15 protein-coding genes and 1 pseudogene are annotated in these 13,935 nt (G+C 69.9%); 9 read left to right on the top strand and 7 right to left on the bottom strand.

The window, feature by feature from the left end; genetic code table 11:
* Window positions 1-62: 62 nt before the first annotated feature.
* Window positions 63-1,067, top strand: a complete 1,005-nt coding sequence (locus ED92_RS03945; protein ID WP_037335941.1) for a D-cysteine desulfhydrase family protein — start codon at window positions 63-65, stop codon at window positions 1,065-1,067.
* 78 nt (window positions 1,068-1,145) lie between these two features.
* Here ED92_RS03945 and ED92_RS41750 read toward each other — a convergent pair.
* Together ED92_RS41750 and ED92_RS03935 are read right to left on the bottom strand one after the other, a co-directional pair.
* Window positions 1,146-1,616, bottom strand: a pseudogene (locus tag ED92_RS41750) (DUF998 domain-containing protein); the annotation flags it as partial.
* Window positions 1,617-1,750: 134 nt separating this feature from the next.
* Window positions 1,751-2,524 carry a protein phosphatase 2C domain-containing protein gene (locus tag ED92_RS03935; RefSeq protein ID WP_037333081.1) on the bottom strand — a complete coding sequence of 258 codons (774 nt, stop codon included), beginning with the start codon at window positions 2,522-2,524 and terminating at the stop codon, window positions 1,751-1,753.
* Window positions 2,525-2,586: 62 nt separating this feature from the next.
* Here ED92_RS03935 and ED92_RS03930 point away from each other — a divergent pair, with 62 nt between their 5' ends.
* Window positions 2,587-2,796, top strand: a complete 210-nt coding sequence (locus ED92_RS03930) for a sigma factor-like helix-turn-helix DNA-binding protein (protein WP_004559389.1) — start codon at window positions 2,587-2,589, stop codon at window positions 2,794-2,796.
* A complete protein-coding gene (locus ED92_RS03925; RefSeq protein WP_037333079.1) occupies window positions 2,796-3,320 on the top strand; it encodes a Clp protease N-terminal domain-containing protein in 525 nt (174 codons plus the stop codon). Before ED92_RS03930 ends, ED92_RS03925 begins: the two co-directional genes overlap by 1 nt.
* Window positions 3,321-3,504: 184 nt before the next feature.
* Here the strand turns inward: ED92_RS03925 and ED92_RS03920 are convergent, their stop codons facing one another.
* Window positions 3,505-4,137 carry a YitT family protein gene (locus ED92_RS03920; protein WP_037333077.1) on the bottom strand — a complete coding sequence of 211 codons (633 nt, stop codon included), beginning with the start codon at window positions 4,135-4,137 and terminating at the stop codon, window positions 3,505-3,507.
* A gap of 61 nt (window positions 4,138-4,198) precedes the next feature.
* Between ED92_RS03920 and ED92_RS03915 the strand changes: the two genes are divergently transcribed.
* Complete coding sequence (locus ED92_RS03915) at window positions 4,199-5,653, top strand: PLP-dependent aminotransferase family protein (protein WP_037333074.1); 1,455 nt, start codon at window positions 4,199-4,201, stop codon at window positions 5,651-5,653.
* A 515-nt stretch (window positions 5,654-6,168) separates the two neighbouring features.
* Here the strand turns inward: ED92_RS03915 and ED92_RS03910 are convergent.
* Window positions 6,169-7,236: a hypothetical protein gene (locus tag ED92_RS03910; RefSeq protein WP_037333071.1), complete on the bottom strand. Its 1,068-nt coding sequence runs from the start codon at window positions 7,234-7,236 to the stop codon at window positions 6,169-6,171.
* A gap of 383 nt (window positions 7,237-7,619) precedes the next feature.
* On the opposite strand from ED92_RS03910, the gene ED92_RS03905 reads away from it, so the two are divergent.
* On the top strand, window positions 7,620-8,093 hold the full coding sequence (locus tag ED92_RS03905) for an RNA polymerase sigma factor (RefSeq protein WP_037333069.1): 474 nt from the start codon (window positions 7,620-7,622) through the stop codon (window positions 8,091-8,093).
* A gap of 12 nt (window positions 8,094-8,105) precedes the next feature.
* Here ED92_RS03905 and ED92_RS03900 read toward each other — a convergent pair whose 3' ends face one another.
* The gene (locus ED92_RS03900) at window positions 8,106-9,269 is read right to left on the bottom strand and encodes a pyridoxal phosphate-dependent aminotransferase (RefSeq protein WP_037333067.1); all 1,164 of its coding nucleotides are present in this window, start codon (window positions 9,267-9,269) and stop codon (window positions 8,106-8,108) included.
* 29 nt (window positions 9,270-9,298) lie between these two features.
* On the opposite strand from ED92_RS03900, the gene ED92_RS03895 reads away from it, so the two are divergent.
* On the top strand, window positions 9,299-10,597 hold the full coding sequence (locus ED92_RS03895; RefSeq protein ID WP_037333065.1) for a DUF445 domain-containing protein: 1,299 nt from the start codon (window positions 9,299-9,301) through the stop codon (window positions 10,595-10,597).
* A gap of 175 nt (window positions 10,598-10,772) precedes the next feature.
* Here ED92_RS03895 and ED92_RS03890 read toward each other — a convergent pair whose 3' ends face one another.
* Window positions 10,773-11,240: a CGNR zinc finger domain-containing protein gene (locus ED92_RS03890; protein WP_037333063.1), complete on the bottom strand. Its 468-nt coding sequence runs from the start codon at window positions 11,238-11,240 to the stop codon at window positions 10,773-10,775.
* 93 nt (window positions 11,241-11,333) lie between these two features.
* Between ED92_RS03890 and ED92_RS03885 the strand changes: the two genes are divergently transcribed.
* Genes ED92_RS03885 through ED92_RS03875 form a run of 3 tightly spaced genes read left to right on the top strand, consistent with a single transcriptional unit; the run spans window position 11,334 to window position 12,766 of the window.
* The gene (locus tag ED92_RS03885; RefSeq protein ID WP_016330885.1) at window positions 11,334-11,702 is read left to right on the top strand and encodes a VOC family protein; all 369 of its coding nucleotides are present in this window, start codon (window positions 11,334-11,336) and stop codon (window positions 11,700-11,702) included.
* A 33-nt stretch (window positions 11,703-11,735) separates the two neighbouring features.
* Complete coding sequence (locus ED92_RS03880; protein WP_081975690.1) at window positions 11,736-12,107, top strand: zf-TFIIB domain-containing protein; 372 nt, start codon at window positions 11,736-11,738, stop codon at window positions 12,105-12,107.
* 2 nt (window positions 12,108-12,109) lie between these two features.
* Complete coding sequence (locus ED92_RS03875; protein WP_037333058.1) at window positions 12,110-12,766, top strand: AAA family ATPase; 657 nt, start codon at window positions 12,110-12,112, stop codon at window positions 12,764-12,766.
* Here the strand turns inward: ED92_RS03875 and ED92_RS03870 are convergent.
* On the bottom strand, window positions 12,731-13,861 hold the full coding sequence (locus ED92_RS03870) for a methyltransferase domain-containing protein (RefSeq protein WP_037333056.1): 1,131 nt from the start codon (window positions 13,859-13,861) through the stop codon (window positions 12,731-12,733). The two genes, ED92_RS03875 and ED92_RS03870, sit on opposite strands and share 36 nt — an antisense overlap.
* Window positions 13,862-13,935: the final 74 nt, after the last annotated feature.

Genomic DNA, 13,935 nt, shown 5'->3' with positions numbered 1-13,935 from the left:
GGTTCTCGTTCGTTCAAACGAACGATACCACCGGGTAGTCTCGGTGTGGTTACGTGAAGTTCATGAACCTCGATCGCTTCCCCCGCGTCGACCTCGGCGGCTATCCGACGCCGCTGCATCCCGCACCCCGGCTGGGCGAGGCCCTGGGCCTGCCGAATCTGCTGCTCAAACGGGATGACGTGCATCCGCTCGGCGTCGGCGGCAACAAGCTGCGCAAACTCGAGTTCCTGCTCGGCGCGGCGGTCGAGAACGGCGCCGACACGGTGATCACCTTCGGCGCGCTACAGACCAACCACGGCCGCCAGACGGCCGCTGCCTGCGCGAAGCTCGGGTTGCGGTGCGAGCTCGTGCTGACGGCGAAGGTGCCTCGCGACGGTGACGCGTACGAAAAGTCCGGCAACGTCTCCCTCGACCATCTCTTCGGCGCGAACGTGCACATCTGCCGCGACGGCGAGGAGACCGGAAGGACCTACGACCGGCTGATCACCGAGGCCGCGGCCGAGGGGCGTCAGGTGGCGACGTTCCCGGTCGGCGGCTCCGACGGGGTCGGCGCACTCGGTTACGTCGCGGCCGCGCGGGAGATCGCCGGGCAGCTCGCCGAGCTGGGGATCACCAAGGCGAGGCTGGTCGCGCCGCACGCCAGCGGCGGGACCTCCGCGGGGCTCGTCGTCGGGACCGCGGACCTCGACTGGCTGACCCTGGACATCGCCTGCGTCAGCCATCCGGTCGACGAAGCCCTCGACAACCTGGCCGATCTCACCATCGCCGCCGCTGCGCTGCTCGGCACCGAGCCGCCGTCACTCGACGGTCTGCGCGTCGACGACCGCACGATCGGCCCCGGCTACGGGATCCCGACCGGCGAGACGTGGGACGCGGTGCGGCTTTTCGGCCGCACGGAAGGAATCGCGCTCGATCCCGTGTACACCGGCAAAGTGGGTGCCGCGCTGATCCGCTGGGCCGCCGAAGGCCATTTCGCGCCCGACGAGCACGTTGTCTTCCTGCACACGGGCGGGCTGCCCGGTCTCTACGGGTACGCCCCGGAATTCGCCGACGCGGTGCGCCGCTGACGCGACCTTCAGCATCCCGGCGATCAGGATCACGTGTGCCACCAAGGAAACCCGCTGCATGACCCCGACCGGTGCGATATCGGTCAGCGTCTTGAAGAACGGGATGCCGGCCAGGCGCACGAAGATGAAGCTGAGCCCGAAGACGACGAGACCGGCCGCGCTGCCCCAGGCCAGGCGCCCGATGAGCCTGGCCGCCGGGGTGCCGCGCAGGTTGTCGCGCAAGGTGAAGCCGGCGGCGGGCAGGCTGAGGAACGCGATGAGGCACGCGTACAGGTGGATCTCGCCACTGACCGGATCCGGGAATTCGGGGTAGCTCGCCGGGAAGATCGCGGCCGCCGCCAGCCCGAGCGACCACAGTACGAACAGCAGTTTCGTGGTGCGGCTGAGCGGGATCCCGGCCGCGGCCAGCGCGCCGAGCGCGGTGAGCGAGCCGATCGACAGGGAGAGCACGCTGGCGCCGAGCATGCCGGTGCCGCGGTCGACGTAGGCGTAGCTGGACAGCGTGTCGAACACCGGATCGCGTGAACTGATCAGATGTAGCACGACCATGGTGAACAGTGCCCAGCCGATGGCCGCGCCCGACGCGATCAGCCAGGGTCTCGTCCGCGATCTCTCCCCAGGGAACGTCATGCGTCCAGCCTGCTCGCGCGGACGCGGCTTTCCGATCCGGGAAGCCCCCGGTTTTACCCTGGGGCTACCCCGAAGTCGACCAGTACCAGTAGCTGGTCATCGTGCCTTTTCGCGCGGGGCCAGCGCTCGCCGTCGGGGTCCTGTTTCTCCGCCGTGCGCACCGCGTCGAGGACGGCGTCGGGGCCACGCTCCCGGCTGATGGTGAGCACTTCCGGCCAGTCGAACAGGCCGTACTCGTCGACGCCGATCGCGACGCCGTCGGTCGCCAGCAGCAGGGCGTCGACCTCCGAACGCGGCCAACTGCGGCGGACGGCCTCGGCGGCGGCCTTGGGGTCCGCTTCGGCGACCCAGAAGCCGTCCGGAGCGTTGCGTTTCGCGCGGACGTCGGCGCCGGTGCGGAGCTGGCCGCTTTCGCGCAGCGAGACGAGCCTGTCGTCGGTGAGCGGGTCGGCGCCGGAAGGACCGAAGGCGACGATGGGGCTGTCGGCGAGCACCAGCCCGTCGACGGTGTCGTCCGTCCAGCGCGCGATCGCGACCGTGCTCGACGGCGAGCGTCCCGGTTCGAGGCCCTCGCGGCGGGCGACGTCGGCGATCGACTCGGCCAGCAGGACCGCGAGATCGGCCTGGGGTTCCGCGGTCAGCGCCCGCGACAGACTGTGCACGAGCAGGCTCGCGTACCAGCCGCCGGACGGCAGATCCGGCCTCGGCGCCGTCGCCCCGTCGAGCACCACCACGGCGTTGCCGAGGACGGCGACGTGGTCTTCGGTCGGGCGCGTCGATCCGTCCGCGCCTACTCCGTCCCTTTCCGCCACTGAGATTTCGGCCATGTCCCCGACCCTAACTGTCAACCGAGGTTGACACCTGCGAGATGTCAACGTAGGTTGACGTCATGACCGAAGCGACAGATCTGGCCGCGCGAGCCGGCGACCGCGATCCCCGGGTGGGATTGCGCGCCGTCGCCGCCTTGCGCCGGCTGTTGGAACAACTCGAGGCCGTGCAGGTCCGCAGCGCGCGGGTGCACGGCTGGTCCTGGCAGGAGATCGCGGCCGAGCTGGGGGTCAGCAGGCAAGCGGTGCACAAGAAGTACGGGAGGCACTGATGTTCGAACGTTTCACGCCCGAACTGCGCGAGGTCGTCGTCGGCGCCCAGCGGGTGGCGTCGGACGAGACGTCCGCGAACGTCGACGCGCTGCACCTGCTGACGTCGCTGGCCAGGGGTACCGGCGTGCTGACCGCGCTGGGCTGCCCGGCGGACGAACTGGCCGACGACCTCCGGCGCGTCCGCCGCCGGGGCGGGATCAGCGACGCCGATGTCGAAGCGCTGAGCGGGTTCGGCATCGACGTCGAGCACATCGTCGAGCGGGTCGAGCAGACCCACGGCCCGGGAGCGCTGACCGGTGGACAGCGCTCGGGACGCGGTCACCGGCCGTTCACACCCGACGCGAAGAAGGTACTGGAGAAGAGCCTTCGCGAAGCCGTCGATGTCGGCAGCAAGCGCATCGAGGGGGAGCACCTGCTGCTCGCGCTGACGGCCGTTCCCGGCGTGGCCGCCGACGTACTCGCGCAGCGGGGCATCGACTACCTCGCCGTCCGCCGCCTCCTTGAGCGGCGCGAGGCGAGCTGATCACCTCGCGCCGCCGTCGCTCTTGCTCGCCCGGCGCTTTCGCGTGACCGGATGGACGACACGGGTGATCCGACGGACGACACGTGTGACTGGATGGACGACACGCTCGCGGCCAGGGCTATGGCGAGAGACGTCCGCCCGATCACGCGTGTCGTCCATCCCGACACGTGTGTCGTCCGTCCAGTCACGCGTGCGCGCGTTCCCGCCACACGACGTACGGCAGGAAAGCCTGGGTCAGCGGGCCGATGGCGAGCGCGTAGAGGACCGTGCCGACGCCGACCGTGCCGCCGAGCAGCCAGCCCGCGGCCAGCACGGTGATCTCGATGAGGGTCCGGACGAGGCGGATCGACTTGCCTGTCCGGGCCGAGAGGCCGGTCATCAGCCCGTCGCGGGGGCCGGGGCCGAGCCGCGCGCCGACGTAGATCGCGGCGGCGAGACCGTTGAGCACGACTCCGGCGACCAGGTTGAAGATCTGCCAGCCGAGCACGTCCTGATCCGGCAGGAAGACCCGCACGAGGTCGACGGTGAGCGAAATGACCACGACGTTGGCCGCGGTCCCGATCCCGGGCCGCTGCCGCAGCGGGATCCACAGCAGGAGAACGAGGACCGACGCGATCGCGGTGACCGTGCCGAACGAGAGACCGGTGATCTTCATCAGGCCTTCGTGGAGCACGTCCCACGGGTCGAGGCCGAGTCCCGACCTGGTCAGCATGGCCATGCTGCCGCCGTAGAGGGCGAGCCCGCCGACGAGCTGGAGCGAACGGCGGGTGGTGTCCTGGGAGATGCCGACAGGTTTGAGGTCGAGTTTGAGTGCCACGAGTGCACCATCAGGGGTAAGTGGCTACCTTGACCATGACCAATCTGGAACAATTGGCCTTATGGAACCGCTGATCCCGCTGACTGGACGCGTTTCGGGTCCGAAATTGGCCATCTTGCTGGGAAGTTGGCGGCAGAGTGGTTCTCGACACGGTGCCGCGGATCTGGCGGCCGCCGTCGAGCTGCTGGTCCTCGACGGCAGGCTGCCGCTCGGCACGAAACTGCCCGCCGAACGGGAGCTCGCCGAAGCGCTGGACGTCAGCCGCACCCTGATCGGAGCAGCGCTGGACAAACTGCGCGCCGACGGCCTGGTCGCGAGCCGTCGCGGGGCGGGTTCGTGGATCGCGGCCCCCGGCGGCCGCGGCCGGAGCGCGATCCTGCCGACCGGCGAGGACCTCATCGACCTCGCCCAGGCCTGCCCGCCCGCCGTCGCGGGCCTGGTCCCGGCCGTCGATGCCGCGCGAAAGGCGCTGGTGGACTACCTCGGTGAGAACGGCTATCAGGTGCGTGGCCTGCGGATCCTGCGTGAGCGGATCGCCCGCCGCTACACCGAACGCGGCCTGCCGACCAACGCCGACCAGGTGATGGTCACCAACGGCGCGCATCACGCGTTCGTGCAGGTCCTGCGCATGCTGGCGGGTCCGGGCGACCGGGTACTCGTCGAGCAGCCGACGTACCCGAACTCGCTGGAAGCCATCGGCGCGGCCCACGCGATCGGGGTACCGGTGCCGTTGGATCCGGTCACCGGATGGGACGTCGTCGGGATCGAAGCCGCGCTGCGGCAGTCCGCGCCGAGGCTCGCGTACTTCGTCGCGGACTTCCAGAACCCGACCGGCCTGCGCATGAACGCCGCCGGCCGGGAACGCCTCGCGGCCGCGCTGAACCGCGCTCGGACCCCGGCGATCATCGACGAAACGCTGGTCGAGCTGGACCTCGAAGGCGATCCGGTGGACGGGCCGCCGCCGCTGGGCGCGTTCATGGGCGATCTCGGCATCACGATCGGCTCGGCGGCCAAATCGCACTGGGCGGGCCTGCGGCTCGGCTGGATCCGCGCCTCCGAGGACATCATCGGGCGGCTGGTCGCCGCCCGGTTCGCCGTCGACTTGGGGTCGCCGGTGTTCGAGCAGCTCGTCCTCGCGGAACTGCTCGACGACGGCGGGGCCGCGCTGGCGCATCGTCGTCAGGAGACGCTGGCCCTGCGCGACGCGCTGACCGGGGCGCTCAACTGGTACTGCCCGGAGTGGACGTTCACCGTCCCGCCCGGCGGGCTCTCGCTGTGGTGCCGTCTGCCGGAGCCGATGAGCACGCGGCTGGCCGTCGCGGCGGCGGGACACGGGGTGCAGGTGGCGCCGGGCTCGCGGTTCGGTGTCCACGGTGGACTGGAGCGCTGGCTGCGGCTGCCGTACGCGCTTCCGGCCGAGACGCTCTTCGAGGCCGTACGCCGTCTCGGCGCGGCGGCCGCTTCGGTCGCCGCGACCCCCGCCGTCGTCGCCCCGGTCGCCGTCCAGGTCACCTGACCCCGGCATTTCGTCCTCTGGATGCGTTCCTTGCGCGTGCAACTACCGCATTCAGAGGACGAAACGCGGGCCGGAAACGGAAATAGCCGGTGCGCCGGCGGGGCGGCCGATGCTCCAGGGAGGGCATCGGCGCCGCACGACCAGCGCACCGGCTATCCGGCCCGCCCCGAGGCCGAAACCTCGCAGGCGGGCACCGCGGCGGTTACCCGGCACAGCCCCTCGACGTGCCGGGAACCGCCCGCGGTTCAGGCGGACTTCGAGCTTGGCCGGCTCCTGCTCGGCGCGGTGAGCAGAAGCCCCCGGAGTCCACCCGGTGCTGGTCCCGGCGCCGCAGGGGCAGCGCGGCGCCGGGGCCGGGATCCGAACCGGCCGGGCGCGGTCGGCCGTTCGGAAAGACTTTGGGGTTGCCTGAAAAAGGGGCAGGCGAAAGCGGCTTTTGCCAGAGGATTCAGCAGCCGTCGAAACCAGAAGTTGATCTTGGTTTGGACGTGGTTCTCCCCGGCGACCCGGTCAGGTCAGTCGGGGGAGGTGGCGGGAAGCGCGGCTTCCCGGCCGGTGCGCTCGCCTTCGTGATCGCAGCCGGTTCCGAGGAGTTTCAGCTGCGTGGCGGGGATTCCGGAGTCGAGCACGGCGAGCGGCCCGCGGCCGCCGCCGGTGTTGTCGTGTCCGGGCTGGGCGGTCGTCGTGGGCGCGACCGGCGCCACCGGGGCGTTCGGCAGGCCACCGCCGCCGCCCGAGCCGCCGCCGTCCCGTGACGCGTGCGTGTCGGACTCGGCGGGCGCGGACGGAGCGGGCTTGGCGTCGTACTGGATCCGGACGGGCAGCGTGACGCGGTGGTTCTGGCTCGCCGCGACCGGAACGGGGGTCTCGGCGGGGACGAGCGGACGCGGCTCCGGCGTGGCGGGCGCTTCCGGCGTGACGGCCTTCGCCGGGACGGCGATGGTGACCGAGCCGCTCGCCGATTCACCCGAGCCGCCGCCGAAGACGGGGTCGAGCATGTCGCCGGTGCCCGGCAGGATCGAGGGGGCGCCCCCGGTGCAGCACGGATTCGGCGTGACGATCGGCGCGACGACCTGGTCGCCGATTCCGTCGACGACACCGACGACCCCGCCGACGGTTTCGACGACGCCGCCGACCGTGGTCGTGACGACGTTCAGCACGCCGCCGATGAGGCCGCCCAGCAAACCGTTCGACGCCTGGGGCTTCGCGGTCTTCGTTTCCGGCTCCGGAGAAGTGGTCTTCTCGACGGAACTCGTACTCGAAACGGTCTCTTCCTCCACAGAGGCCTCGGGCTCCTCGCTCACAACGGGAGCGGGCTCCTTCGAGGTTTCGGTGGGCTCAGCGGATTTCGTGGGTTCGGTCGCGGCGGAGTCCGAAGTGGACTCGTTCGGAGTAGTCGATTTCCCGGATCCCGCTTCGTCCGCGGGCTGGACCACGGAGGTCTCCGGTGTCACGGGAAGCTGTTCGTCGGCCGAAGCCGGGGTGCTCAAAACGGCGCCGAGGAGCCAGCCGGTGAGCGCGAGCCCACCCGCGAAAAGAATTCGCATGCCGGTCTTGCGGGAGGTGAGGTCGTGACGGCGCACGACTGCCGCACCATTCACAGCAATCACCACCGTCCGCGCCTGAAACCCACGTTTTCCGCGTGAGTTCGATCTTTCTTGGGGTCTCTTCCGGTCAGGTCGCAGTTCCCCCGGGGCTGCACCAGTTTTAGCACCGGAGGGGAGTGTTTCACCTCAGCCGCCGTCGATCCAGCCCGTTAGGCGGAACGACGCAACCGGCTCCGGTGCCTGGAGTACCGAAGTTGATCACTCTCGGTATGTGCCCGGCGGCCATCCGGGGACGGGTGGAACTACTCAAATCCTCGGTGACCTGACCTTTTCCGGATCCCGAATGCGGTGTGTGCCGTCGAAGTCGCGTTCGGTGATCGGCGCGGCGGACGCAAGCCGCCGGGAGGGGAGGGTCCGGGATGTGGGACGTGAACGCCGTGTCGGCGGCGGTGCTCAAGGCGCTGAAGGCCTACCGGCTGAGCGAAGCCGACGCCAAGGACATCTGTCAGGAGGCTTGGCTGGAACTGCTTCGCGTGCCCGGCGCGCTACGCGACGAAGCGAAGCTCGGGGCTTGGCTGACGACCACGGCTCGGCGTCGCGCGCTCCGGATGATCACCAGGAACAGACGCGAAACGCCGCGTCCGCTGCCCGGCGCGGAGACGACCCCGGAGGCCGAGGTCGTCCGCGCCGAACGGGACCGCGCGCTCTGGGCGGCGGTCGATCGCCTGCCGGATTCGCATCGGCGGCTCGTGGGGCTCCTCGCGCACCGGCCGGAGCTGTCCTACGCCCAGATCGCGGGGGAGCTGGGCATCAGTCCGGCCAGTGTCGGCAGGATTCGAAGACGGTGTTTGGACCGGCTCAGACGGGCACTCGAAAAAGGCGGCTGGGCGTGAACATCGGACGGGTCACCGGAGTTTGCGCAACCGGGTGACGGCTTCGTCGATGACCTCGTTGCGTTTGCAGAACGCGAAGCGCAGAAGGTGTTTCCACTCTTCCGGGTGATCGGTGAACACCTTTACGGGCACGGCCGCCACGCCCACCCGTTCGGGGAGCTCCCAGGCCAGCTCCGCGGCGTCGTCGAAGCCGAGCGGGCGGACGTCGACGCAGACGAAGTACGTCCCGGCGGTCGGCCGCACCGCGAACCCCGCCTCCGCGAGCCCGGCCGCGAGCCGGTCCCGTTTGTCCTGGAGGCTCGTGCGCAACTCCTCGGCCCACGGCAGTTCGTGGTCCAGCGCGTGGGCGACAGCGGGCTGGAACGGGCCGCCCGAGACGAAGGTGATGAACTGCTTCGCCGCCTTCACCGCCGCGACCAGTTCGGGGCTCGCGCAGACCCAGCCGATCTTCCAGCCGGTGCAGTTGAACGTCTTGCCGGCGCTGGAGATCGACACGGTGCGATCGCGCATACCGGGGAAGGTCGCCAGCGGGAGATGCTCGGCGTCGTCGAACACCAGATGCTCGTACACCTCGTCGGTGATCGCGATCAGGTCGTGTTCCACGCAGAGCGCGGCGACGGCCTCCAGTTCGGCGCGCGTGAACACCGTGCCGGTCGGGTTGTGCGGGGAGTTGATCAGGATCGCCCTGGTCCGGCCGGTCACCGCGGCGCGCAGGCCCTCGACGTCGAGCGCGAACCGGCCGTCGCGTTCCACCAGCCCGACGACGCGCCGCTCGGCGCCCGCCATGGCGACCGCGGCCGCGTACGAGTCGTAGTACGGCTCGATGACGATCACCTCGTCACCCGCCTGCGTGAGCGCGATCAGCGACGCCGCGATGGCCTCGGTGGCACCGGCGGTGACCAGGATCTCGGTGTCGCGGTCGTACTCGACGCCGTAGCGGAGCCGGTGCCGCGCGATCGCCGCGCGCAGTTCGGGCCGGCCGGGACCCGGCGGATACTGGTTCGCACCCCCGAACAGCGCGTTCTTGGCGGCGTCGAGCATTCCGGCGGGACCGTCGGTGTCGGGGAAACCCTGGCCGAGGTTGACGGCTTCGTGGCGGACGGCGAGTGCCGTCATCTCCGCGAAGATGGTCGACGTGAAGGGCTGGAGGCGGGGTACGAGGACAGGTTCGCGCACGATCAGCCATCCTCACGGACAATGGCGGTGTGGAGCAACTGACGCCCGCCAAGGTGACCCCAGCCGATCCGCCCGGTGGAACCGCCGCCGAGGAGGAGAAGCGCCGCGGCCTGCGCAAGATGAAGACGGTCGCGCTGTCGTTCCTGCTCGGCGCGACGGTGATCTTCCTGCTGACCAGCTGGGCCGAGGCCGCAGGCTGGCCCGCGTGGGTCGGCTACGTCCGCGCGGCCGCCGAGGCCGGGATGGTCGGCGCGCTCGCCGACTGGTTCGCGGTGACGGCGCTGTTCCGGCATCCGCTGGGGATCAAGATCCCGCACACCGCGATCATCCCGAACAAGAAGGACGCGCTGGGCAGCAGCCTCGGTGACTTCGTCGGCTCGAACTTCCTGTCCGAGTCCGTGGTCCGCGAGAAACTGAGCCGGGTCGAGGTCTCGAAGCGGCTCGGCGGCTGGCTCTCGCAGCCCGTCAACGCCGAACGCGTCACGTCCGAGCTGGCCACCGTCGTCCGGGCGGCGGTCAAGGTGCTCCGCGACGAGGACGTCCAGGCGATCATGGAACAGGCCGTGGTCAAGCGGATCGTGGACAAGCCGTGGGGTCCGCCGCTCGGCAAGATCCTGGAGGGCGTGTTCGCCGACGGGGCGCACCACAAGCTGGTGGATCTGATGTGCGACCGCGGCTACGAGTGGGTGCGGGACAACCACTCGACGATGCTGCGCGTGGTCTCGGACCGGGCGCCGAGCTGGTCGCCGAAATTCGTCGACGAGATGCTCGCGGACAAGGTCTACGGCGAGGTGCTGTCGTTCGTCTGGGCGGTGAAGACCGACGTCAACCACCCCATGCGGCTGGCACTGGACAAGTTCCTCGGCGAGTTCGCCCAGGATCTGCAGACCGACCCCGAGGTGATGGCGCGCGCCGAGCAGGTCAAATCCCAGATGCTGGGGCACGACGAGGTGCAGAAGCTGATCGGTTCGGCGTGGGCGGCGGCGAAGGAGATGCTGCTCAACGCCGCCGAAGACCCGTCGAGCGAGCTGCGGCGCCGCGTGCGCACGGGCCTCGAGACGCTCGGGGAGCGGCTGGTCTCCGACGACCACATCCGGTCCAAAGTGGACACCTGGGTGGAGGGCGCGGCGGCCTACGTCGTCACCCACTACTCCAAGGAGATCACCACGATCATCACGGACACGGTGGAGCGCTGGGACGCCGAGGAGACGTCGCGCAAGATCGAGCTCCAGGTGGGCCGGGATCTGCAGTTCATCCGGATCAACGGCACGGTGGTCGGCGCGCTCGCCGGCCTGGTCATCTACACGGTCGCGCAGTTGCTGTTCTGAGCGCTACGCGTATACCACACTCCGGAGGCCGCACCGGGAGTTGTCCACAGGAAGTGGAGTCATCCCCAGGGTTATCCACAGCTTTTCACGTTTTTGGCCTAACGGTGTGCACAACCCCTGGGGGTAACTCGGGGGTGGGTGACACCAGAAGTTGTGGTCGTTCGGGTCGTGACGCTCAGGTCGAGACGTCCGCCGTCCGCGCCCGCCAGGCCCGCGCCTTCTCCCGGTTCCCGCAGGCCCGCATCGAGCACCACGTCCTCGACCGGTTCCGCGATTCGTCGTAGAACGCCCACAGGCAGTCGTCCGCCGGGCAGATCTTGAGCCGGATCCATTCGCCGAGCACGGTCAGCCGGGTCGACGCCGCCAGCACCGCCTCGCAGACCGTTTCCGAGACCAGGAGCGGGCCTTCGGTGCCGAGGACGATCTCCGCCGGGGCGCGCAGGCCGAGCCGGGGGAGTCGCGGATCGCCGATCGCGGCGCGCAGTGCGTCCCGCGTTTCGCGCGCGGCCGCGGGGGTATCCGCCCGCAGCCGGTGATCGCGGGCCCAACGTTGCCAGGACTCCAGCTCGTCCAGGAGGTCGGTGCCGCGTTCGACGTTCACCGTGTTCAGAAACTCGACCACCAGGGACGCGTCGGTGTTCACCCCGCCCAGTGTACGGGCGAGACCGGTTGTCATCGGCTTTGATAACCCTCATACTCGGTTCACTGGTTACTCGATCTTTCTGGAGGCTGAACCATGGGTGCGGTACCGACCTTCGGCGCGGTGGCGCTCGACTGCCCGGATCCGGTCGCGCTGGCGGAGTTCTACCGCGAGCTGCTCGACTGGAAGGCGGCCGAAGTCGCCGAAGACGGCCATTGGGTGACCCTGCGGAACCCGGAGGGCGGCGCGCGGTTCTCGTTCCAGCGCGTGCCGGACTACCGGCCGCCCGCGTGGCCGTCCGCCGAGAACCCGCAGCAGGCCCATATCGACCTCGACGTCACCGACATGGAGGCCGCCCACGAGCGCGCGCTGGCCATCGGCGCGAAGCTGCTCGACGACTCGCCGGAGACCTTCCGGGTCTACGCGGATCCGGTCGGGCACCCGTTTTGTCTGTGCGCCTGCTGACCTCGCGGGCGAAAAATGCGTAATCTCTGATACGTGATTTGTCCGAAGTGCCAGAACGCCATGAAGACCGTCGACAAGAACGGCATCCACATCGACCAGTGCCAGGGATGCCGCGGCATCTTCCTGGACCGGGGTGAGCTGGAAGCCATCACCAACGCCGAAACCTCGTACTACGGCGGGCACCAGCCCCCGCCGTATCAGGGAGGCGGGCACGCGCCGGCGCCGCATTACGGCCGTCCGGACTCGCCGCGCCCGCACCGTGGGGGTTACGCCGACTCGCCGAAGGGCTACCGGGGTGGGTACTCGGACTCGCCCAAGGGGTACCGCGGCGGATACGCGGACTCTCCGCACGGCTACGGCCACAAGCGTCGTAAGGGTGGCTTCCTCGAGGGCCTCTTCGACTGACCGTGGTCCTCGATCTCAAGATCTGCCCGGCCTGCGGTGATCGCGCCGAACGGCCACGAGTCGAGAGCGGGCTGCTGGTGTGCGCGGTGTGCGCGCACCGGTGGCCGTTCCGGCGGCTCCCGCTCTTCGCACTGACCGGGCCGAGCGGCGCGGGCAAGTCGACGGTCGGTCCGCTCCTGGCGCGACGGCTCGGCGATCTCGCGCTCGTGGTCGAACAGGACGTGCTGTGGACCGGGGCGTTGCGGGACGACGTCCCCGGCCATCCCGCGTTCCGCTCGACCTGGCTGCGGATGGCGGCGATGCTGCACCAGAACGGGCGGCCGGTCGTCCTGTGCGGCACGGTCGCGCCGCCCGAGTTCGAGCGGTTGCCCGAGCGCGTCTTCTTCTCCGACATCCACTACCTGGCGCTCGTCAGCGAGCCCGACGCGCTGCGCAAGCGTTTGCTCGCACGGCCCGCCTGGCGCGAGTGGGACGAGGAGCGCGTCGAAGAGATGCTGGAGTTCAACGCGTGGTTGCAAGCGGAAGCATCCGCGATGGAGCCGCCGGTCGAGCTGTTCGACACCACCCACGTCCCGGTCGAAGACGCCGTCGACCGCGTCGAGAAGTGGGTGCGCGGCCTGCTTTCAGGGGCTCAACGGCCAACTGCGGCCCTCGGGTGAATCCAGCCAGATCACCTGTTCCTCCCCGTCGAGGCTGAGCCCGAAACGGTCCCGCCCGGGCTCGCCGAGGTCGAGCCATTCCTCGTACGCGGCTTCGACGACCTCCCAGAGCCTTCGCGGGCCGCCTTCGGCCACCTCGAACCCGTCGCCCGCCTGCCGATGGCGCATCCATGAGCCGTCCGGATGAACCAAGGCGGTGCTCTGGCCGTCCCGCGAGGCCGTCACGCCCGGAAGACAGAGCCCGGCGAAGAACTCGAAACGGCTGCGAACCTCGGTGAGCACCCTCATCGGCAGCCGGGTCGGCCGCCAGGTGACGTCGCCGTCCGGCATCCTCGACTGCTTGAACCGGTGCGCGCGAAGCGGCATGAAGCGCCCGTCGCGCGCGAGCACCCGCCCGTGTCCCGTCGCGCCTTCGCCCGCGACGATCCGGACGAGCCCGCCGCCGATCGGCCGGTTCAGCGTGGTGACGATCAGCCCGCCGGGCATCGTCTGCGCCAGCCACGCGGGCGGGATCGACGACACCGAACAGGTGCAGATCACCCGGTCGTAGAGCACTCCCGCCGGGAAGCCCTCGGCGCCGTCGGCCGCCGCGCACGAAGGCACGTAGCCGATTTCCGCGAGCCGTTTGCGCGCGGCGTCGACGAGTTCCGGATCGATGTCCACTGTGTACACGAGCCCGGCGCCGAGCCGATGGCACAGCAACGCGGTGTTGTACCCGGTGCCCGTGCCGATCTCCAGTACGCGATTCCCGTCGGCGACCCGGAGCTCTTCGAGCATGATCGCCATGATCGACGGCTGGCTGGACGAACTCGTCGGCGTTCCCGGCTGCGCGCCGAGATACCGCGCCCGTTCCCAAAGCCCCGAATCGTCGTCCAGTTGCACGACCAGCACGTCGGGGGAGTAGACGCGGTCGAGCCACTCGTCGTCGCCGTGCTCGACCGCGGCCCAGCCGTTCGCCGCCGGGACGAAGAACCGCGGCAGGAAGACGTGTCTCGGCACGGCGCGGAACGCGGTCATCCAGCGCGCGTCGTGCAGCACGCCCTCGGCGAGCAGATGCTCGACGAGGCGCCGCCGCAGCCGCGTGGCGTTCGACATCCCTCCACGGTAGCCGGGTGAGCACCAACACACCCGATGGTTGCAAGCAGAGTGCTTGCAATTGCTAGCACTCG

The sequence above is a fragment of the Amycolatopsis sp. MJM2582 genome (genome assembly GCF_000754115.1).
GTDB lineage: Bacteria > Actinomycetota > Actinomycetes > Mycobacteriales > Pseudonocardiaceae > Amycolatopsis > Amycolatopsis japonica.
Note: the sequence above shows the minus strand (reverse complement) of the source record. Positions and strands in the feature narration are given on the sequence as shown.